Annotated in this window: 20 protein-coding genes; 10 read left to right on the forward strand and 10 right to left on the reverse strand. The window is 50.7% G+C overall.

Annotated features, from left to right (window positions below; all coding sequences use genetic code 11):
- Positions 1-186: 186 nt before the first annotated feature.
- Complete coding sequence (locus tag M2108_RS00955) at positions 187-1,416, reverse strand: MDR family MFS transporter (protein WP_277469167.1); 1,230 nt, start codon at positions 1,414-1,416, stop codon at positions 187-189.
- Between the two features lie 148 nt (positions 1,417-1,564).
- Here M2108_RS00955 and M2108_RS00960 point away from each other — a divergent pair, with 148 nt between their 5' ends.
- From M2108_RS00960 to M2108_RS00970, 3 genes are all read left to right on the forward strand, one after another.
- Positions 1,565-3,361 carry an ABC transporter substrate-binding protein gene (locus tag M2108_RS00960; protein ID WP_277469168.1) on the forward strand — a complete coding sequence of 599 codons (1,797 nt, stop codon included), beginning with the start codon at positions 1,565-1,567 and terminating at the stop codon, positions 3,359-3,361.
- A gap of 103 nt (positions 3,362-3,464) precedes the next feature.
- Positions 3,465-4,352: an aldo/keto reductase gene (locus M2108_RS00965; protein WP_277469169.1), complete on the forward strand. Its 888-nt coding sequence runs from the start codon at positions 3,465-3,467 to the stop codon at positions 4,350-4,352.
- Between the two features lie 177 nt (positions 4,353-4,529).
- A complete protein-coding gene (locus M2108_RS00970; RefSeq protein ID WP_277469170.1) occupies positions 4,530-5,525 on the forward strand; it encodes a cation diffusion facilitator family transporter in 996 nt (331 codons plus the stop codon).
- Between the two features lie 92 nt (positions 5,526-5,617).
- Here the strand turns inward: M2108_RS00970 and M2108_RS00975 are convergent, their stop codons facing one another.
- Positions 5,618-5,785, reverse strand: a complete 168-nt coding sequence (locus M2108_RS00975; RefSeq protein WP_167347615.1) for a hypothetical protein — start codon at positions 5,783-5,785, stop codon at positions 5,618-5,620.
- Positions 5,786-5,935: 150 nt separating this feature from the next.
- Between M2108_RS00975 and M2108_RS00980 the strand changes: the two genes are divergently transcribed.
- Positions 5,936-6,511 (forward strand): histidine phosphatase family protein, encoded by a 576-nt coding sequence (locus M2108_RS00980; RefSeq protein ID WP_277469171.1) that lies wholly within the window; start codon positions 5,936-5,938, stop codon positions 6,509-6,511.
- Positions 6,512-6,582: 71 nt separating this feature from the next.
- On the opposite strand, the gene M2108_RS00985 is transcribed toward M2108_RS00980, so the two are convergent.
- Complete coding sequence (locus M2108_RS00985; RefSeq protein WP_277469172.1) at positions 6,583-6,999, reverse strand: hypothetical protein; 417 nt, start codon at positions 6,997-6,999, stop codon at positions 6,583-6,585.
- Entirely contained in the window at positions 6,996-7,199 is a 204-nt protein-coding gene (locus M2108_RS00990) for a helix-turn-helix transcriptional regulator (protein WP_277469173.1), read from the reverse strand. Before M2108_RS00990 ends, M2108_RS00985 begins: the two co-directional genes overlap by 4 nt.
- Positions 7,200-7,549: 350 nt before the next feature.
- Here M2108_RS00990 and M2108_RS00995 point away from each other — a divergent pair, with 350 nt between their 5' ends.
- Complete coding sequence (locus tag M2108_RS00995; protein ID WP_277469174.1) at positions 7,550-8,773, forward strand: aminotransferase class I/II-fold pyridoxal phosphate-dependent enzyme; 1,224 nt, start codon at positions 7,550-7,552, stop codon at positions 8,771-8,773.
- Between the two features lie 49 nt (positions 8,774-8,822).
- Here the strand turns inward: M2108_RS00995 and M2108_RS01000 are convergent, their stop codons facing one another.
- Both M2108_RS01000 and M2108_RS01005 read right to left on the reverse strand, forming a co-directional pair.
- Positions 8,823-9,572 (reverse strand): DUF4184 family protein, encoded by a 750-nt coding sequence (locus M2108_RS01000; RefSeq protein WP_277469175.1) that lies wholly within the window; start codon positions 9,570-9,572, stop codon positions 8,823-8,825.
- Positions 9,573-9,599: 27 nt separating this feature from the next.
- Entirely contained in the window at positions 9,600-10,955 is a 1,356-nt protein-coding gene (locus M2108_RS01005; RefSeq protein WP_277469176.1) for an outer membrane protein assembly factor BamB family protein, read from the reverse strand.
- Positions 10,956-11,134: 179 nt separating this feature from the next.
- Between M2108_RS01005 and M2108_RS01010 the strand changes: the two genes are divergently transcribed.
- Positions 11,135-11,491, forward strand: a complete 357-nt coding sequence (locus tag M2108_RS01010) for a hypothetical protein (protein ID WP_277469177.1) — start codon at positions 11,135-11,137, stop codon at positions 11,489-11,491.
- 68 nt (positions 11,492-11,559) lie between these two features.
- Here the strand turns inward: M2108_RS01010 and hisC are convergent, their stop codons facing one another.
- Together hisC and M2108_RS01020 are read right to left on the reverse strand one after the other, a co-directional pair.
- The gene (gene hisC, locus M2108_RS01015) at positions 11,560-12,636 is read right to left on the reverse strand and encodes a histidinol-phosphate transaminase (protein ID WP_277469178.1); all 1,077 of its coding nucleotides are present in this window, start codon (positions 12,634-12,636) and stop codon (positions 11,560-11,562) included.
- A 150-nt stretch (positions 12,637-12,786) separates the two neighbouring features.
- Entirely contained in the window at positions 12,787-13,737 is a 951-nt protein-coding gene (locus tag M2108_RS01020; protein ID WP_277469179.1) for an alpha/beta hydrolase, read from the reverse strand.
- Between the two features lie 171 nt (positions 13,738-13,908).
- On the opposite strand from M2108_RS01020, the gene M2108_RS01025 reads away from it, so the two are divergent.
- Entirely contained in the window at positions 13,909-14,487 is a 579-nt protein-coding gene (locus tag M2108_RS01025) for a hypothetical protein (RefSeq protein WP_277469180.1), read from the forward strand.
- 92 nt (positions 14,488-14,579) lie between these two features.
- Here M2108_RS01025 and M2108_RS01030 read toward each other — a convergent pair whose 3' ends face one another.
- A complete protein-coding gene (locus M2108_RS01030; RefSeq protein ID WP_277469181.1) occupies positions 14,580-15,893 on the reverse strand; it encodes an amino acid permease in 1,314 nt (437 codons plus the stop codon).
- A gap of 119 nt (positions 15,894-16,012) precedes the next feature.
- Between M2108_RS01030 and M2108_RS01035 the strand changes: the two genes are divergently transcribed.
- From M2108_RS01035 to M2108_RS01045, 3 genes are all read left to right on the forward strand, one after another.
- On the forward strand, positions 16,013-16,927 hold the full coding sequence (locus tag M2108_RS01035) for a LysR family transcriptional regulator (RefSeq protein ID WP_277469182.1): 915 nt from the start codon (positions 16,013-16,015) through the stop codon (positions 16,925-16,927).
- Positions 16,924-17,856 carry a tyrosine-type recombinase/integrase gene (locus M2108_RS01040; protein WP_277469183.1) on the forward strand — a complete coding sequence of 311 codons (933 nt, stop codon included), beginning with the start codon at positions 16,924-16,926 and terminating at the stop codon, positions 17,854-17,856. The genes M2108_RS01035 and M2108_RS01040 overlap by 4 nt, the downstream gene beginning before the upstream one ends.
- Positions 17,857-18,109: 253 nt before the next feature.
- The gene (locus M2108_RS01045; RefSeq protein ID WP_277469184.1) at positions 18,110-19,081 is read left to right on the forward strand and encodes a glycoside hydrolase family 113; all 972 of its coding nucleotides are present in this window, start codon (positions 18,110-18,112) and stop codon (positions 19,079-19,081) included.
- Between the two features lie 227 nt (positions 19,082-19,308).
- Here the strand turns inward: M2108_RS01045 and M2108_RS01050 are convergent, their stop codons facing one another.
- Positions 19,309-20,235 (reverse strand): L-lactate dehydrogenase, encoded by a 927-nt coding sequence (locus M2108_RS01050; RefSeq protein ID WP_068725145.1) that lies wholly within the window; start codon positions 20,233-20,235, stop codon positions 19,309-19,311.
- Between the last annotated feature and the right edge of the window lie 183 nt (positions 20,236-20,418).

A 20,418-nucleotide genomic window follows, 5' to 3' on the forward strand; every position in this document is an offset into this window, starting at 1 on the left:
AAGAAATGAAAATCCGGCTTTAGTTAACATATATAATGTTATGTAAACAACAGTGTGTCATTGCTGTATCTTATCAGTGTGACTGACACGATTTCAAAACTTTTTTAATTAATTATCCATTGAGGTGGGCAGCCCAGGACCATGAAGTCCTGAGCTGCCGCTGTTTGCATGCGGTGAATGTCCGGGTTAAGCGCAACTTTTGGCCTCTGCCAGTTCTCTGGCTTTCAGCCTTTTATGGGCGGTAATCAGAAACGGCAGACCGAGAGCGGTAGTCAGTGCCAGCGGGACAAATACAGCGGGGCCGCTGGAAGCGCCGAACTGATCCAGCAGCAGGCCGCCGAGGATGGGGGCCATAACACCGCCAAGCCCGTTGAAGCCGATTGTTCCGAAATAGGTGCCTTTCCATTCCGGCTTGGCAATCCGGTCAATTAGCATATCCATCATCGTGAACAGCAGCACTTCGCCGATGGTGAACAGGATGACTCCGGCCATCATAAGTCCGACTCCGCCGGCAGCGCCGAACAGCAGCATGCTAAGGGCGACGCAGATATTGCCGAGAATCAAAGGAACAATTGGTGAAAACCTGCTTGCCGTGCGGACAATCGGGTATTGGACTACCAGTACGGTGACCGCATTGAGCGACAGCATATAGGAGAAGACCTTGCCGCCGTCGGTGAAATGAGTGTTCATCGCCAGGTACTGGGCCAGTGTGGAACTGAAATGCCCATAACCAAGGACACAGAAAATAGTACCGAGCAGCACAGGCAGGAAGACCCGGTCCCGGCCTGTGACGGCCAGTGCTGTGCTGAGTTTGGGTGCTGTGACCTCCGAACGTCCGGGCAGCGTGCTGTGGTGAATCCGGAACTGCAGAAACAGTACAAGCCCGTAACCAATATAGACAATGCCTGCGATCACGAAAGGAAAAGTCGATTCGGCGGAGCCGAGCTGCAGGCCGATAATCGGGCCGAATACCACGCCAAGGTTAACTGCGGCATATCTCAGGTTGAACACAAGCAGCTTATGCTCAGGCGGCGTAATATCGGACAGCATGGCCCGTGAGGTGGGCTCAAACACTGCACGGCAGATCCCGTTCAAGGTATTCACAAGGAAAAAGACCCATAAATGCTGGGCGGCAGCAAAGCCGAAGAAGACACAAGCCCATCCGAAGACGGAGACCAGCATCACGATTTTGCGGCCGATCACATCGGAGATGTAGCCGCCGTAGAAGCTGATCATCACCCCGGCCAGTGAGCTGACCGCTACGGTAAAACCGGTCTGGGTAGGTGAAGCCCCAAGCACCTGCGTCAGATAAATGGACAAAAACGGAATACTCATGGAGGTAACCAGCCGGCCGAACATCGTCCCGATAATAATGGTCCAGGCGAGCGGATGGATGTGCTGTAGATATTGTTTCATAAGTCAGGGAATCTCCTAATCTGCTGGATGAATTTTGAGGACTGCCTATTTCAGGCGATGTCATATATAATTAATTGTAATATGTAAAGGGGGAAAGAAAAGTGTAAGGTTTCCCCTAATCCTTTCACCTTTAATAGGAGCATAACCAATGGATAACCATATCGTACACTATCTCCGGATATCGGCGGGGTTCAACAGCCTCTCCAGGCTGCAGGAGCCGCTTCCGGCAAGCATTGAGGGGCTGGCGGAGGTGCTGTGCTGCACCCCGCGCAACGTCAAATTCATATTGCGCCGGCTTGAAGAGAAGGCGCTGATTCATTGGCGGCCGGGCAGAGGCAGAGGCCATTTCTCGGCTATTACTTTTCTGCGCAGTGAGGAAGATGTACTGGAAGGGCTGCTGCAGGAGCTGGTCAATAACGGAAAAATCAAACAGGGGATCGAGCTGATCGGGCTTCCCGAGGTCAGTAGTCCGCTGAAGGAACGCCTGTTGGCCGTGCTGAATAAGCAGATGGGCTACCACAGTGAAGCGGAGTCTACAACCGGTCTGGACGTCCTGAGGATCACCAGCAACCGGCGGATGGAGGAGTTGGACTCCGCTTCTGTGTATACCGCCTTTGAGGCTTTTTTGCTCGGGCAGATCTACAGCACCCTGTTGACCTACGAGGCTTCCAGCGGCAGCTTCACCCCGGGCCTAGCCCATATGTGGGAAACGAACGGGGAGTATACCAGCTACATTTTCTATCTGCGCAAAGGGGTCCGCTTTCATCACGGCCGGGTTATGACATCCAGAGATGTAAAGGATACGCTGCTGCGGCTCAAGGATAAGAACAGCCCGGCGATCTGGCATTTCCGCGACGTAGCCGGTATAGAGCTGCTAGGAGATCACCGTATACGGTTTGATCTGTCGCGTCCGAACCGTTTTTTTCTGCATGCGCTTAGCTCCGTCTATATGTCGGTTCTGCCGTGCGACCAGGAGTTTAATGCTGCCCGTCCTTCGGGCACCGGACCTTACCGGGTAATCAATCTGAGCAATGATGTGCTTGAGCTTGCAGCATTTGATGATTATTACGGAATCCGTCCGCTGCTTGACCGGGTAGAGATATGGTCATTGCCGGATAAGTGGGCCAGTGTACGCCAGTACCAGCTGCCCGAAGCAGGGGAGATCCGCCCGTCGCCGGCGCTTTGTACCAATAACAGCATTGACTATCCGGCTCTGGGGTGCAGATATCTCCTTACGAATTTCCGCAAAAAAGGGCTTCAGCATGACCCGCATTTCCGTCAGGCCATGAGTCTGCTGTATCACCCGCTTGCCTTGATTAATGAGCTGGGCGGGAACCGGCTTACTCCGGCTGCCAGCTTTTTACCCTGGTTAAGCCGCCGGACGGACTGGACCGAACCCGGGATGGCTCCAATCAGGGAACAGCTGCAGTTAAGCGGCTACAACGGTGAAGTCATCACTATTGCCTATACAGTGAAGAAAGAGGAACGTGAGGAGGCTGAATGGCTGCAGCGTCGCGGAGCCGCCGCCGGTATAAGACTCAGTCTGCTGGAATATAAGGATTTTCAGCTGGATGAAATTATCGGGAAGGCAGACTTTGTATTTGCGGAGGAGGTGCTGGAGGATGACTGGCAGTGGGGGATGATTAATTATTTTGTCAACCGGTCGAATCATTTGCACAGACTGCTGCTGGAGCATCAGCTTACGGAAATCCGGCAGGCCGTCGACTGCTTTGCGGGACTGGATGAGGATAGCAGAAGCAGTCTGCTGGAGCAGACAGAATCCATTCTCCGGGATCAGGCATGGGTGCTGTACGGCTGTCATCTGAACAAAAGAGCCCAGCTTAATCAGAGCCTTTTTGGCCTGCATACCGGCTCCTTCGGCTTCCTGGATATCTCCAAATTGTGGATTAAATCAAGCTTTCCGGAGTCTGGCGGCCGTCCATAACGTTTCCTTTTTGTACCGGGGGGTATAATGTATAAGATGTGCCAGCTTCATAGACAGTTCCCGGCTCTCGCATTCATACCCACCGCTAAAGGAGGAAACTACTATGGAAAAACGCAAATACGGCAATACGGACATGGAAGTAAGTGTACTGGGCTTCGGAGGATCAGAAATCGGCAGCTCGGACCAGAAATCGGTAGACCGGCTGCTGGGAAGTGCAGTGGACGCCGGGCTTAATCTGATTGACACAGCGGAATGCTACGGCAACAGTGAGGAGCTTATCGGCAAGGCGCTGGGCTCACGGCGGAGCGATTATTATCTGTTCACCAAATGCGGCCACTCTGCCGGTCTGGATTATCCGGACTGGGATCTGGTGCTGCTGGAAAAGACTATTGACCGCAGCCTCCAGCGCCTTCAGACCGACTATGTTGATATGATCCACCTGCACAGCTGCCGGGAAGAGGTGCTGCGCGACGGGGCGGTCATTGAAGTGCTGCAGCGGGCCAAGCAGGCCGGCAAGACCCGTTATATCGGTTACAGCGGAGACCGGAAGGATGCCCTGTATGCGGTGCAGACCGGCGTATTTGACAGTCTGGAAATCTCGGTCAATATCGCCGATCAGGAAGCCATTGACCTGACCTTGGGCGAGGCAGCTAAAAGAAACATGGGCGTAACTGCAAAACGCCCGATTGCTAATGCAGCCTGGATGTTTGAGAGCATGGATGAGAGCGATTACCCTTTTATCTACTGGAACCGGCTGCGTGAATTGTCTTACAGCTTCTTGGCCGACCCGCAGGAAAGTGTGGAGAAGGCCCTGCGCTTTACTCTCAGTACACCCGGTGTGCATACCGCTATCGTCGGAACCACCAAGCCGGAGCGCTGGCAGCAGAATGCCGGATTGCTCAGCATTGGTGCACTGCCGGCTGACCAGTACGAGGAGATCCGCAGCATCTGGCGTAGCATCGCCGGAGCAGACTGGGTAGGACAAACCTGATCAGCCTGTATTAGGCCACCGGATGATAGAATGGATAATCTTTACCTTGCTGAAGCTCACGCCTGTTTAAGGGTGTGGGCTTTTTAAGTTTCGAATGAAGAAGTTAAGCCTGATAGAAATCTGATCCTTTAGGTTAAGTAAATACATATGCAGACGTGTGAGGAGGCATCATGACCTATGGCAGAGAATTCGGAAAGTCTGGCAAGCTTGATCAAGAAAGGAAACAAGTCTTCAGGATCCGCAGCAATCGGCAATACATGCATCGCTGTTGTTAAAGGAGTCGCCTTTGCGCTGACCGGCAGCGGCTCGATGTTTGCCACGATGATGCATTCGATCGCTGATGCCGTTAATCAGCTGTTCGTTTTTACCGGCAGTGTACTCGCAGAGAAGCGGCCGACCCGCCGGTTCCCGGACGGCTTCGGACGGGTCATTAATCTTTTTTGTATGATAGCGGTAATAGTCGTTACCATTATGGCGTATGAAACGATGCTCGAAGGCTTCCATCTGATCCAGCATCCGGCTGAAGAGGCAGGCGGCTACTGGATCAATGTGCTGGTACTGGTGCTGTCGATCGGGGCGGACGCCTTTGTCTGGGTGAAAGCGATGAATGAAGTGCTGCACGATGCCCGTGTGGAAGCCAAGGGCTTCCGTAAGTTTACAGCCTCACTCAAGAACGTTAAACGGGCCGCACCGCCGACCCGGCTTGTTTTTTACGAAGACCTTGTTGCAACAACCGGGGGATTCCTGGCGCTAATTGCTGTACTGGTGACTGCGCTGACCAGTTTCCATCTGCTGGACGGGATCACAAGCATCCTGATTGCGTTGATGATGATCGGGGTAGCCTTCCGTGTCGGTTATGACAATATGGTCGGATTGATCGGTGTAGCGGCTCCGCCAGAAATTGAGGAGAAGGTGGCGAAGATTATTTTTGAAGAGCCCCAGGTTACCGACATTTTCCAAATGCGTATTCTGCAGGAGGGCCGGTACTACCATGTTGAAGGCCTGATCGAGCTCAAGACCGGACTGACGCTGGCTGATGCCGATGACATCAAATTTAAGGTGAGGGACAAGCTGCTGGCTGATTCGCATATTTCGGATGTGACCTTAGGCATTCTGGAGGATAACGGAGTCCGTAACTGGATGCCGCAGAATGAATTGCAGGACTTGACTTGACCGGATAAAGAAAAGGGGAGTGCCGTATAAAACGGTGCTCCCCTTTGTTATGAATGCTTTTTTACAGCTGGAGCTACATTTGCCAAAGTGCTCTAGACTGCCTGCTTGCCGTCACACTTTTTGCAGACATCCAGCTTGCCGCCGTCGGCGCTTTTGCCGATATAGAGCAGTTTGATCCGTGTGCTTCCACAGATTGGACAGGTTCCTCTGCTGCGGGACGGCATCCGCCAGAGTGCTTTGCCGCGTTTATTCTTGGACATGAGTATTCCCACCTTCACTCGTAATACCCTATCCTATGCCTGTCCAGCCGGGACTATTACTTTGTATATTTGACATTCCAGTTATTTCTAATATAGTGTGAGGGTTGTAATTCATTAATCATCCGGAAAACAGGAGTACAGGAGGAAGCTATGCACACTTCGATTTATATGGTGAGACATGGTGAATCACCAACGAATGAGGGGAATCATAACGAAAGAACCAGAGGTTTAACCGAAAAAGGAAAGAGGGATGCGCTTCAAGTTGCGGAGACATTGAAACAAGAAGAGATAGAGGTTTTTGTCTCAAGCCCTTATCTAAGGGCCATTCTAACCATTGAGGATTTGGCAGGGGCCAGTGGCCAAGAGGTGCTATTATACGAAGACCTTAAAGAAAGAATCTTCCTGAATGAAGACAAACGCTTACCAGATGAGGAGTTAATCCCATTATTGGAGCTGTCTTTTGTTGATCCTGATTTTGCTTTGCCGGGCGGGGAGTCTAATGCAGATTGTCAGGGCAGGGCTATAGCCGTCGTAAAGGAATTATTGAAAAATTATAAGGGACGAAAGATAGCTTTAGGGACACACGGGGCGGTAATGACTTTGATCATGAATCATTATGACAAAAAATACGATTTGGATTTCCTGCTAAACATGTCCAAACCTGATGTGTACAGGCTGGATTTTAACGGGGAAGAGCTGGTGAATGTCTTCCGGTTATGGAAGTAGGGTTTAATAATTGAAGTACAGCAGCGCCAGCCGCAGGACTATCGTACATTTGCGGGCTGGCGCTGCTCTGTTCACATGCTTTTCTGGTATTGGACCATCAGATAATGACTCATGAAATGGTAGATCAGAAAGACAACAACTACAGCAAGTGTCACCCACAAAGGAGCCGAAATAAGAATCGTAACATAGGCGATCGCCATGATCAGCCATTGGGTAATATCTGCAGCCTTGGCTTTGGCACGATTGCGGATTACCGTATTCCGTTCATCGTTATAATCAATGATGGCCCGCTTTTCAAGCTCGGGGTTTTTGCGTGCTGCACGAATCATCAACAAGTTGGATATACTGACCCCCGCACTGCCGGCTCCAATGCCGATCAATGTACCCGATACAGCCTTGAATTCCTCATTGTTAAAAAAGAAACTCGCCGTAATGGCGCAGATCCCGACGAACAGCAGTATTACGTAGAAAGCTGGTGATCTTCTCATTTCTCCTCCTCCTCATAGATAAAAATCTCCTCAACGGACAGATTGAAAAAACGGGCGATTTTGAAAGCCAAGATGATGGAAGGGTTGTATCTACCGTTTTCGAGTGAGCCAATCGTCTGTCTGGATACCTCCAGTGCTGCGGCAAGCTCTTCCTGTTTAATGCCGTGCTGCTTGCGTATTTCCTCCAGCCTGTTGTTCAAAGGATCACCTCACTGTGAAAGGATGGAAAGTATACTTTCCATAATTAATATATCATTAAAAGCGGTAAATGTAAAGCCTGCTTTCCATTTTGTTGAGGAGGCTATGGAGAGAATCATTTTGCTTAAAAAGTACGTCATTTGGATCAAAAGCGGGTAATTCCGGCCTGAAAAAACAGCGTATAACATAAATTATACGCTGTTTTCGTTTAAATCGTTTTTTATAACTGTTCACGGACAAGATTCCAGCTTAAATCAAGTGTTTTTTACCAGTATCAACCAGTTGCAATACACTGCATCCGTATCAGCCCCACACATGCTATAATGATTCAAAAACAGACAGGTGGAGAGATATGACAAACAGCAATTCAGGCTCCGTCCAAAAGTGGAGATCGGACAAGCTTTCCCATTTAGGCTCATCCATTTTTGCAGAGGTGGCGGAATGGAAGGAGCAGGCACGAAAGTCTGGACTCGAGGTTATTGACCTTGGCATCGGCAGCCCCGATCAGGCGCCGGCCCCGGAGATCCGTGAAGCATTGAGTGCAGCCGTGCTCCGTGATGACAGTTATTCTTATCCTGCTTCCAAAGGAAGCGGAAAGTTCCGCGAACAGGCTGCAAAATGGATGAACTGGCGGTTTGGCGTAGAAGTGGACCCGGAGGAGGAGCTGGTATCTTTGATGGGTTCCCAGGACGGGCTGGCCCATCTGGCCTTGGCCGTATGTAATCCCGGGGATCTGGCGATCGTGCCTGACCCGGGATATCCCATTTATTCAGGCTCACTTGCTATCGCCGGTGTGAAGGCCTGGCCTCTGCCGCTGCTTGCGGACAATGATTTCCTGCCCGATCTGGACAGCATTCCGGACGAGGTATGGCAGAAGGCTGTTTTTATCCTGCTTGCCTTCCCAGGGAATCCGATTTCGGTTACTGCGGACTATGCATACATGGAGAAGCTGGTAGGGCTGGCCCGGAAGTGGGAGGTGCTGGTTATCCATGATCTGGCTTACTCAGAGATGGGCTTTGACGGTTACCGGCCGTTAAGTATTCTGCAGGTGCCTGGAGCGATACATACGGCAGTGGAGTTTCACTCTTTTTCAAAAAGCTTTAATATGGCCGGCTGCCGCATCGGTTTCATGACCGGTAACCGTGAAGCGGTGGGGGCACTCCGTGAACTCAAGAGCAATGTGGATTATGGTGTTTTCAATCCGGTGCAGGAAGCGGCAATTCTTGCTCTGGAGCTGGCAATGCAGGGGGACGGACGGCTGGAGGTCGCGCCGCTCTATGAACACAGACGGGATGTGTTCGTGCAGGCGCTGGCAGAGGAAGGCTGGACTGTACCAAGCCCGAAGGCCACGATGTTTATCTGGGCGCCGCTTCCCAAGGATTATTGTGCCGGTCAGACGGGGCGGTCGCGGCGGTTTGCTCAGGAGCTGCTGCTTAAGACCGGGGTGGCGATTATCCCGGGGGATGCTTTTGGCGTACAGGGCGAAGGGTTTGTGCGGATTGCACTGGTGGAGGATGAGGCGAAGCTGACGGAGGCGGCCCGGAGAATCGGCGGGTTTGTGCGGGCGTTGCGGTAGAGAGAAGCGAAACAGGACTTCCTTGGGAGAAGTCCTGTTTGTGTTGGTTTTATGTGCTGCTGATCCGGTTCTGGCGGTATTTGGGGAGCAGGCAGACCCCGAGCAGACCCAGGCACGAGGCATTGACGATCCTTACCACATGTACGCCATAGCTTGACAGGGACACTGGCGCAGCTATATACCAGAGGAGCAAAAGGAAAGCGGCCAACAGGCATACAGAGGACCAGAAAAGATATTTTTGCTTAACGGATTTGCTGGAAGGCTCCTGCTTACCGGAACGGCTCCTGAGAACCAGGTATCCGAAAATCAGACTAAGCCCGAAGATTGTGCTGCCATGCTGCAGGAATTTGTATAAAGGAATATCATGGCCGTAGACGCTAAAGATGTGGTTGAACAATCCAGCAAATTTAGTCACCATAAACCCCTGCTTGTGGGTGAAGGCATCCCAGGCCACATGCGTAAGCATGCCGAAGAGTGCTGAATAGATGAAGACGAATATCCGGATAACAGGACTTGCAGCTGTTCTATGAGTGTAGGTGTCTTGAAGAAAATGCGGCAGATGGCTCAGCAAAGTCCGGTGTACAAAATAATGATAGACCAGACAGATGACGGCAACCAGCGGCAGATTGAACACAAGAAATCCGGTGAAGGTATGCCCAATCTCGGCGACAGGCCTGCCTCTGACAAAATACTCGAAATCCGGGGACATGCTCCCCAGGACCATGGCGGAAAAGTGTACATAAGTGCTTTTACGGGAGAAAGGTAAAATGATTGCCGGGTGTGCAAAGGTTAAAGGCATGATCTTAGTCTCCTGGTTTGTTTATTATTATAACAACGAATGGGGCAATTCCAGTGCAAAGGTTTTGTTCTCAAAACGCACCAGCGCGGTTGTTCCGGAGATGATGATATCGCCAAAATAGGTGTAGGTTAATCCGGTGTCTAATTTACCGGCTATGTCACCGGTGCTGGCATCCATGATGAGGAAGCTGCCGTTATCATAGCTGGCAAATACAGCATTTCCCCGCTTTTGAATCAAAGTAATCCCCTGGGCCGGAGCTGCAAAGGTAACGGTCCGGTCATCCGCCAGAAAAACACCGGTCAGCACATCATTTTGATTGAAAAAGGCCATTCCTTCTGCAGGACCAGCTACCCATGCGCCGTAATCATCATAGGTTTTGACGCCTGAGCCATTGGATTGACCCAGTGTAAACCGGGTAAGATAGCTATCTGCCTGATCCAGCTTGCCGTCAACCGTATATACATAGGGCTGCTCAATTAGGGCCAAGCTGCTTCCCATCATGCGTACATCCTCCAGCGGCTGATATTTTTCTTGCCCGGTCAGTTGTCCTGTTGCAGAATCCAGCCTTACAAGGTTCAGGCGGTGACCGGATACCGGTGATTCCCCGGGGATGTATTGCTCAGCAGCCGTCTCGCGCAGTATCATGTCATCTTCATGTGTAGCAACAGGGCTTAAGATGCCTTCCGTGCGCCACACCTGCTGTCCGGTCGCCGGGTCCAGACCAAAGTATTGCGAGCGTATATTATCAATGGTACTGGACACGATCAGCACCCCTTTATGCTCACCATGAATAGTGCCGGCATACATCGGAATCTCAGGGTTTGACCACAGCTGCCTGCCTGTTTCAGGATCGTAGGCGGCTACACCGCCGCTTTCATTGGCAAACAGGATTCTATCACCGCTCAAGCAGGCGTGTCCGCCTACTTCCATAGGCTGCTTGGCAACTTGCTTACTCCAGAGCTGCTTTCCGGTGTCCGCTGACAGCTTAACGAGGTGAGCACTGCCGCTTATAGTATAAATAGCGTTATCAGTGATGATTTCTGGCGTTCTGGCGTTCTCATAAGTCCAGGTGATTGCCCCGGATGAGATGCTGGCGGCATTTAGAGTATTATTGTGCGAATAGTAAAAAAAGCCGTTTGAGACAGGCGGATCATCCGAGTACATGCCACTGCCGTCAGTCTCAGTCTCCCATAAAATCTGAAGGGGTGTGACAGCTTCCGGAGACGGTTTTGGCGTTATTTTTGCTAAAGCAGCTTCTTCTGTAACTTCATTCGGTTTCTGGTTGTTTTGACTGGAATTCGCTTCATGCGCAGCAGTGATTAGACCGTATGTAAGCAGGCCGGCGGCCAGCAGCAAAGCGAGCCCGAGAGTGGTTTTGGACACAGGGATCAACTCCTTGAAAGGGATTATACTTTATTGACCCCCGGATCAGGCGATTAGTTGCTGTTTGGTTATGAAAATAATACATTAATAGTTTACATAACAATATATATGTTAACTATATTCGCAATTAACCGATTTGGGTAATTAAAAAGCAACTACAACTCAGAGGAGGAACAATCATGGGATTTAATCTCGGAGGACTGGGCGATAAGGTTCAGGGCCTTATGAATTCAGTCAAAGACGGTAATATCGGTGAGCTGCTGCAAAAGCTTCCGCTTGATCAGCTTCCGCTGGATCAGCTGTTACAAAAGCTGCCGGTCGACCAGCTGCTGTCCAGCTCGTTCCTGCAACAATTCACTCCGTTTCAGTCACTGAAGGAGCTGCTGCAGAGCGGGGGCTTTACGGGCTCCTCAGCGGAGGATTTGAAATCCCTGCCTCAGGATCAACTAAATGAGCATGTGAATCAAACGACCTCGTTCGGTTCATTGAAGGATATGCTGGTGAAGGCAGCCGAGTTTTATACCCAGAGAAAATAGCGGACAAAAAAGTGGCAGTGGGGGACGTATTTCGTTCTTGGCTGCCACTTTTTTTGATAAAAGTATCTTTAACTATCCTTTCTAGCTTCATAAATAATACTGCGCAGCTGTAGCACAACCTCTTCCATTTCTTCCTCTGTCCCGATGCTGATCCTCAGAAAGTTGTCAATCTTCGGCAGAGCGAAATACCTGACCAGAATACCCGCATTGCGAAGCTGTTCAAAGATATATTTTGCCCCTACAGCGGGGTGGGAAATAAAGATGAAATTAGACTTTGAATCGGTGACATAGAAATTCATTGCTGTAAGTCTGCGCATCGTTTCATTTCGGGTATGGATGATTCTGCTAACCGTTTGCTTATAGTAATCTTCATCATTAATAGCCGCTTGCGCTCCAGCCAATGCAAGTCTATCTAATGTATAAGAATTGAACGAGTTTTTGACGCGGTTCAGTCCTTCGATTAGCTCAGGATTTCCAATAGCATAACCTACACGCAAGCCGGCTAGGGCATACGATTTGGAAAGAGTGTGTATCACAAGCAGGTTGGGGAATTCGTCCACCAGGGAAACCGAAGATTCACTGGCAAAATCGATATATGCTTCATCAACGATTACAATGTGTTCTGTATGGGCTGTGAGCAGAATTCGAATATCCTCCGTGCTCAGGGCTAGAGCAGTTGGCGCATTAGGGTTGGCAATGATGCTGCTGCTGTTTTGAACTGCAAAGAGAGTTACGGGTATAGAGAAATCTTCGTTTAGGGGAATGAGCGTATAGGGAACTTTATAAAGTTCAGCATAAACGGGATAAAAGCTGTAGGTAATATCAGGAAAGCAGACAGGACGATCTTCATCAAAAAAAGCCTGAAACGCAAAAGCCAGTATCTCATCTGACCCATTGCCAACAAAAACATGATCAGGACTTACTTTTCTCGCTTTGGCAATGGCCTCAATCAACTCGCGGCAATGTGGGTCAGGATACAGCCGTAAGTCTTCATTAGCTGCACAGGAAATAGCGTTTATTACGCTTGGAGAAGGGGGATAGGGATTCTCGTTAGTGTTAAGTTTTATGTATCGGCGGTTATGGGGTTGTTCTCCCGGCACATATGGAGTCAATGAGCGGGTATTGTGATTCCAAAATTTACTCATCAGTCAGATCCTCCTATATTCTCTATCAGGAAATAATACCTAATAAATCGCAAAAAAAGTATTAAAAATATTGCAACAAGCCCGCACGGATCATTCTCCGGATGCGGGCTTGTTTCTGTTTCTGTATATGAATCCCCAGTAAATAAAGCTTTAGTTCTTCAGCCAGGCGGTTGCCAGCAGCAAGGCACCCTTTTTCGCTTCGGTATCTGCCATTGCATTCAGCATCACGAAGTCATGGATGATTCCCTGGAATCGTACAGCGGTAACAGGTACTCCTGCTTCGCGCAGCTTATTGGCATAGGCTTCGCCTTCATCACGCAGCACATCCGCTTCTCCGGTTATAATCAGCGCTTCCGGCAGACCGCTCAGCTGCTCCAGGCTGGCCCGGAGCGGAGAGGCGGTGATCTGCGCCCGTTCTTCGGGGTCAGTTGTATATTGATCCCAGAACCATTGCATGCCTGTACGCTGCAGGAAATAGCCTTCAGCGAACAGATGATACGATTCTGTATCAAATGCGGCATCCGTCACCGGATAGAACAGCAGCTGCTTGGCGATCTTTGGTCCGCTGCGTTCCTTGGCCATCAAGGTAATGGCAGCTGTCATATTTCCGCCGACACTGTCACCGGCCACGGTCACATTCCCGCTGTCCAGCCCATTTTTCCCGCCGTCCTTGGCAACCCATTCCAGAACGGCGTAAATTTCTTCAATGGCGGTAGGATATTTTGCTTCCGGCGACAGGCTGTATTCAGGAAAAACAACTGCAGCTTCAGCACCGACTGCCAGCTCACGGATCAGCCGGTCATGCGTGTGGCTGTTGCCGAACACCCAGCCGGCGCCATGAATATAGAGGATGACCGGCAGGTCGTCACCGACTCTGTTCAGCGGACGGATAATCCGCACCGGCACACTACCGCCGGGGCCGCCAGAGACGGTAAGATCCTGAATGTCGACTGCTGGTTTATCTATTTCGCCGGACTGAACACTGTTTACTGTTTCCCGGCCCTTTTCCGGACCAAGGTCAGGCAGAAAAGGAGGCTCTGAGTTGTCATTCGCAAATTGCAGGGCAGCTGGCTCCAGTACGATTTTGTTATAATCAGACATATAGTATCTCTCCTTCTCGTTATAAATTTTGGTATGCTCTCTTCCATCCATAACCCGCTGCAAACATTCTGAAACGATTCACTCCGCCCGGCAACGAAAAGGGACTGTTAGAGAAATGATAAAAAAGCAACTTTTTACCAGGGCAACCGTCTATACAGGTGAGGTGATATTGTGAAAACATACCTGAAAGTAATTTCTATTGCTCTGCTTGTCATGATGTTATCTGCCTGCAGCCGGCATAACACAGCAGATAATCCAATGAATAGTGCGCCGACACCAGAACCGAAGCAGATAGCTGAACCCATTAAATCGGGTGAGCCAGCGGGTACATCTGCCGTTGAGACAGCGGTCAAAGCAAATAGATCCTACAGGGCCCAGCCCCCGCTGCCTGTAATTACGGCTGGAGCTGCGGCGATTCCGGCAGTACAGAGCGGCTATTGCTGGGATTATCTGGGGTGTGCAGATATTGCTATAGGAGCACAGAGGTATGAAGGCATGTCACTGACGGTTGTTCAGCCGGGTGAAAGAATCGGTATCGTCCTGAATTATGAGCCGCAGCCGTCAAGTGTTGTAGTAGCAGCAGTCGGGGATGATAATGCATATGATCCGGTTCCTTTAATAGAAGGCGGTATTTCAGCACCTGAGGAGAAGGGCGTTTACTACTATATGTATTTTGCCAATTGGACCACCGAAGACGGTGTATATACTTTGAATCAGACCTCGGCGGTGTTTGCTTTTGAAGTTAGGTAGCTTGGAACGAACATTAAAGGCCGCGTTTCCCTATAGATTAAGGGATTTCGCGGCCTGTGTGTGTGTGACCCTTGCACACATAACCATTTGGTTTAAATCACATTGGACTTGTTCTGTTGCGTTTCCTTCTCCGGCAGGTCAGGTAAAGAGCGGCGGCTGTTCCGAAGCCAGACAACGGCCGTAAAGCATGCCACAATCACAATCGGGTAGCCAATTGCCCAGCCGGTAAACGGAAATACGGCCACAGTAGCGCTGAAAGAAATCCAGCTGATCACAACACCGAGACGGCTGCCTTTCAGAAGTCGGATGCCTGCGGCACAGCCTCCAATATACGTCAGGATGAAGGTGGCGTTCGGAAACTGGATTAGAGTGGTGATGGACAGCAGGCCACTTCCATAAAGGAATAGTACCACTGCATAGCAGCCCATAAGAAATATTGTGGCACCCGATGGTGTATGATACCGTGCCGTCAGTCGGCTCATCCACCGGGGGGCATAGCCCTGGCGGGCTAAAGCAAACGCCACGCGCGAAGCGGCACTGGTGTAAGCGATGATGGTCGCAGTACAGATGAACATCCCCGTAAGTCCCGCGATAAATCCGCCCCATGCTCCCAGCGGCTGGCTGATGATCCATACCAGTGAGGAGTCGGCGCCGCCGCGCAGATAGCTCTGTGTACCGACTGTCGCCAGCGCAGACAGGAAGTACAGAACCCCTACAATAACCGCGGCAACGGTTACCCCTTTAATCGCAGCCCGCTGCGGGTCTTTAAATTCTTCTGACAGGTGGGACACGGCTTCCCAGCCGATAAAGCACCAGAACAGGATCGCCGCGGCCTGCCCGATACTGGTCCAGCCGCGAGGTATAAATGGAGTAAAATGTGCGCTTTCCATCCGGGGAAGCGCTGCGGCGAATGAGAAGACCAGCACGGAGACAATTGCGATCACAACGGCGATTTGCACTTTGCCGGCGACCTGCATCCCGATCCAGTTCGTGATCAGTCCAACTGCCAGCATAGCGGAAGCCAGGGCAATTCTTGCCCCATCACCCCAGCCCATTGCGGCAGTCATATAGCCCGCTCCCGTCAAGGCAGCTACCGGTCCGCCGATCGGGACGGACATCAGGAAGAACCAGCCGACCATTGCCCCGGCCCGCGGCCCGAAGGCCAAAGTGACGAAATGAGAGACTCCGCCGGCGTTTGGATACTTGGCCGACAGCAGTCCCATCGACAACGCCAGCGGAAGAATAAGCAGGGTCATAAAGCCCCAGGCCAGCAGGGATGCCGGTCCGGCTATTTCTGCCGCCAGGCCTGGCACGATCAGCACCCCGGATCCGAGCACGGCTCCAATATAGAGGGCAATGGCCTGCGGCATGCCGATATTACGTTGTAAGGAATGATTTTGCTTCATCAAATTATCCTGCTTTCCTTGTATTTAAATATAGAATATCAGATAATAGATCCATTGGAAAAACGGAATTATCGAATAACATCCATTCAAAATACCGATAGGAGGCCGGATAGTTAGTTATGGAATCACGGCATTTATTTACTTTCCTGGTTGTAGTCGAGGCTGGCAGCTTTACGAGGGCCGCCCAGAAACTGGACTATGCGCAATCAAGCATAACGGGACAGATTCAGGCGCTGGAAACGGAGCTCGGCCAGCCTTTATTTGACCGGATCGGCAAAAAAATTATTCTGACCGATGCCGGGCGCCGCCTGCTGCCCTATGCCCAGGAAATCTCCCGGATGCATACCCTGGCCCAGGATGCGCTGCGCTCCGAAACAGAGCTGTCAGGCGTGCTGCGCATTGGTGCACCGGAATCGCTGGCTGCCTTTCGCCTGCCCGGAATTATCAAGGAATTCCGCGGCAGCCATCCGAAGGTGCAGATTACCCTCAAGCCGGGGGCCTGCTGGGAGCTGACTGAGTTTGTCCGTACCGGCGAGCTTGATCTTGCTTTTCTGCTCCAGCCCGAAACAGAATATAAGGACTTAATCTGCGAAACGCTGATTCATGAAGCTATGACCCTGGTTGCGCCGCTCGATCATCCGCTTGTACGTCTGGAGGAGGTGGTCCCGCTTGATCTCAAGGACCAAACGATCCTGCATACAGAGAAAGGCTGTACCTACCGTTTATTATTTGAGCGTCATCTCAACAGCCATGGCGTTTTTCCTGATCCCAATCTGGAATTCTGGAGCATTGAAGCGATTAAGCAGTGTGTGATGTCCGGTCTGGGCATTTCCTTCCTGCCGCTGATCACGGTCCGAAACGAGCTGGCAGAAGGTAAGCTGGCGCGGCTTAACTGGAATGATGAATCCCAGCGGGTAGCTACACAAATCGTTTATCATAACAAAAAGTGGATGTCACCTGCACTGCAGCAGTTTTTGCAGATGGTTCAGAACCATGCAGCCAAATGGCGCAATAACGGAGGTGAACAGCAGTGACTGAATACGAGAATGATTATGAAGAGGAGCTGGAGGCTTTTCTGATCTGGATGAAGGATGCCGGATTTACGGCGTACACCCAGAAATCTTATATGGCGGATGTGCGGGAATTTCTCAACGGGCTTAACGGGAAACGGCTGGAATCCGTCAAAAAACTGCATGTGGTCTCGTATCTGACCTCTGTACGTGAGCGGGGGGTTAGTGACTCAACACGTAACCGCAAGCATGCGTCTATTAACTGCCTGTTCCGGGCGCTGATTGAGCTTGAGCTGCTTACTGTCAACCCGGCGGCAGGCATCAAAAAATCTAAAACCGAAAAAAACCGTGAGCCGGTTTATCTGGATGAAGGCGATCTGCAGCAGTTTTTGTCAGCCGTCAGCGGTAAATACCGCAGCCGCAACCTGGCAGTCTTCCTGCTAATGTCGTACATGGGTTTACGGGTAGGAGAAGTGCATACGCTTAATCTTAATGATTACAGTCCGGACCGGCGCTTGCTCCGTGTGTTTGGTAAGGGGCGCAAATGGCGGAATGTCCCTGTTCCTGATGCTGTCGCACCTTATCTGGAGGAGGCGATTGCCGGGCGATTGTCACCGTGGCGCAGCAAGGAAGAAGCCATGTTTATCTCGCAAAAAGGCCGGAGGCTATCGATCCGCGGGATTCAGGGCATCGCAGCCGGTACGTTTGAGCGTTTCCAGCAGAGTGTGCCCGAGGCGCACCGCAGGCCGTATTCCAGCCATAAGCTGCGTCATTCCTTTGCTACCATGCTGCTGCGTAAGGGAGCGGATTTGCGCACGGTACAGGAGCTGTTGGGTCATTCTTCGATTCAGACAACGACTGTCTATACGCACATTACGAGCCGGGAGAAGGAAGAGGCGATGGCTAAACTTGAGATTAGCATGCCGGAGAAGGAAGCAGCAGTTACGGAGTAACTGAATTCCTAATCATACAAAGCAGAGTTCAGCTTATTTTTCGCTACAACCCTAATTTTTATCAGCCGGAGGACGTGTACGTCCACGGTTTTTTTGCTTTCTTACAGCATAAGTATTTGTTAGTATAAAGTTTTCTTTAAGTATAACTTGTTATTATTTTGTTTTTCAATTATCCTAACAAAAGATAGACAGTAGTTATAAATGTTATACAGCGGAGAGAAGCTGATGACTTTATCAATGGGAGGATACAGCGGTGAACGAAACATTTTTTAAAGGAATGACTTATGGCTGGGAATCAACCAGAGGGGCGTACAGACAGCCCTATGCCGAGGATTCTCTTAGAAAGCTTGCGGAAACGGGAAGTGAATGGATTGCGCTTTCCTTTTGGACATGGCAGGATACGGTGCATTCCACAGAGATTTATTTTGACTACGGATATACGATGACCGACCGGGATATTGAGCATACCGTGAAGCTTGCCAAGCAGCTGGGGCTGAAAGTCTGCCTTAAACCTGTGGTTAATTCCAGAGACGGGATCTGGCGGGCGCGGATCGGCTTTCCTGAGGATGGCGACGTTTACTGGGCAGCCTGGTTCAAATCCTATACGAACTTTATTAAGCATTATGCTGAGCTGGCGGAGGAGCTGGAATGCGAGCTGTTCTGCATCGGCTGTGAGATGGTGGCTACAGAGTCGCGGGAGACAGAATGGCGCAATCTGATCAGTGAGGTCAAAAGCTTATACACCGGTCCGATCGTATACAATGCCAATCACGGAAAAGAGGAAGGGATCGAATGGCTCGACGAGGTAGATTATATCGGAACAAGCGCCTATTATCCGGTAGCCTCTGTTCCGGGGGATACCTTCGAGAATATGCGGGCCTCCTGGGAGCGGCAGAAGCCGCGGCTTAAGGCACTATCTGAGCGGTTCGGCAAGCCGCTTGTCTTTATTGAAATCGGCTGCCGCAGTGCGCTGGGCTGCGCAACTATGCCTTGGGATTTCTCGCATAAAGAGCTTCCCGTTTCCCAGCAGGAGCAGGCGAATTTCTACCGGTCGGCGCTGGAGACCTTCTGGGACGAATCCTGGTTTGCCGGTTTCTTCTGGTGGGACTGGAGCACCAAGCTGTATCCGGCAGAAGAAGCTGCAGCTAACGTCGGATTTGACATTTACGGCAAAGAAGCGGAACAGGTATTAAGAGACTACTATAAGCGTCCTGTAATCCGCTAAACTGGTAATCGCAACCATGATACTTAATTCATTGTCAGGCAAAAATGTTTCATGTTATATTAACAAAATGACATGGTAAGTAAACTCCGTCCCTTGGCCGCGGCGATACTCGATCCCCGCTGAAGGACGGATTCTGTTGTGTGCAGGCTGCATACAACAAGGGCTATCTTCCGGTCCGAGTAATGCGACCGGGAGATAGCCCTTTGTTAATAACCGGGGATATTAACTTACAGCTCAAGCTTGGAAATCTCTGATTTCAGCTTGTCCGCAGATTTCTGGAACAAAGCCTGTTCCTCCTCATTGAGCGGCAGGTCCAGAACTTCGCGTACACCGGAGCGGTCAACGACACATGGCGCACCGAGGAACACATCGGAAACTCCATTGTAATTGTTAAGCAGGGTCGAGACGTTGAGCACAGCGCCTTCGTTATCAAGAATGGATACGACAATCCGGTCCAGCGCCAGCGCAATCGCGTAGGACGTAGAACCTTTGGCGTCTATAATTTCATAGGCGGCATTTTTGGTGTCTTCAAAAATATCCTGGCGTTCAGCTTCATCGAAGCCCAGATCGGTCCCGGCAATATTGGCGAGACTCCAGACCGGCAGCTCGGAATCCCCGTGCTCACCGATAATCTGTCCGTGAATGCTGCGCGGATCGATTTCCTTATGCTTACCAATCAGGTAACGGAACCGTGCGCTGTCCAGCACTGTACCCGAACCGATGACGCGTCTGCGGTCAAAGCCGCTGATCTTCAGGGTGGCATAAGCCAGTATGTCTACCGGATTCGTGGCAATCAGCAGGATGGCATGATGATTGTATTTGGTGATTTTTTGGATGATGTCTTTGAATATGGAGATGTTTTTGCGCAGCAGATCGATCCGGGTTTCACCGGGCTTCTGCGATGCCCCGGCGGTTACGATAATGATATCCGCTTCCCGGCAATCTTCATAGGTTCCTGCCCATAACTTCACGCCTCCGACAAACGGCATGCCGTGATTCATGTCCAGCGCTTCTCCTAGCGCCTTCTGATGATTGACATCAATTAGTACTAATTCTTGCATACGTCTGCGAAGCAGCAGGGTATAGGCAGTTGTTGTTCCTACTGCACCGGTGCCGATGACTACGACACGATTGGGCTTAAATGGGGGGGCCATTGATACATCTCCTCCGAAATTCGAATTTTTTGTGTCCAATCTTAACCATCATAATCGTTAAATGTAGTGTTTTCAAGCATCCTGTTTTTAATCCATTACCCCGGAAGCGGGCATGCTAATAACAACTTTTGGCAGAAATGAGTCTGCTGTCCGGCTAAGGCTTTGTTGTTGCCCTGCGAACCA

The organism is Paenibacillus sp. PastM-3 (genome assembly GCF_029893965.1).
Taxonomy (GTDB): Bacteria; Bacillota; Bacilli; order Paenibacillales; family Paenibacillaceae; genus Paenibacillus_AQ.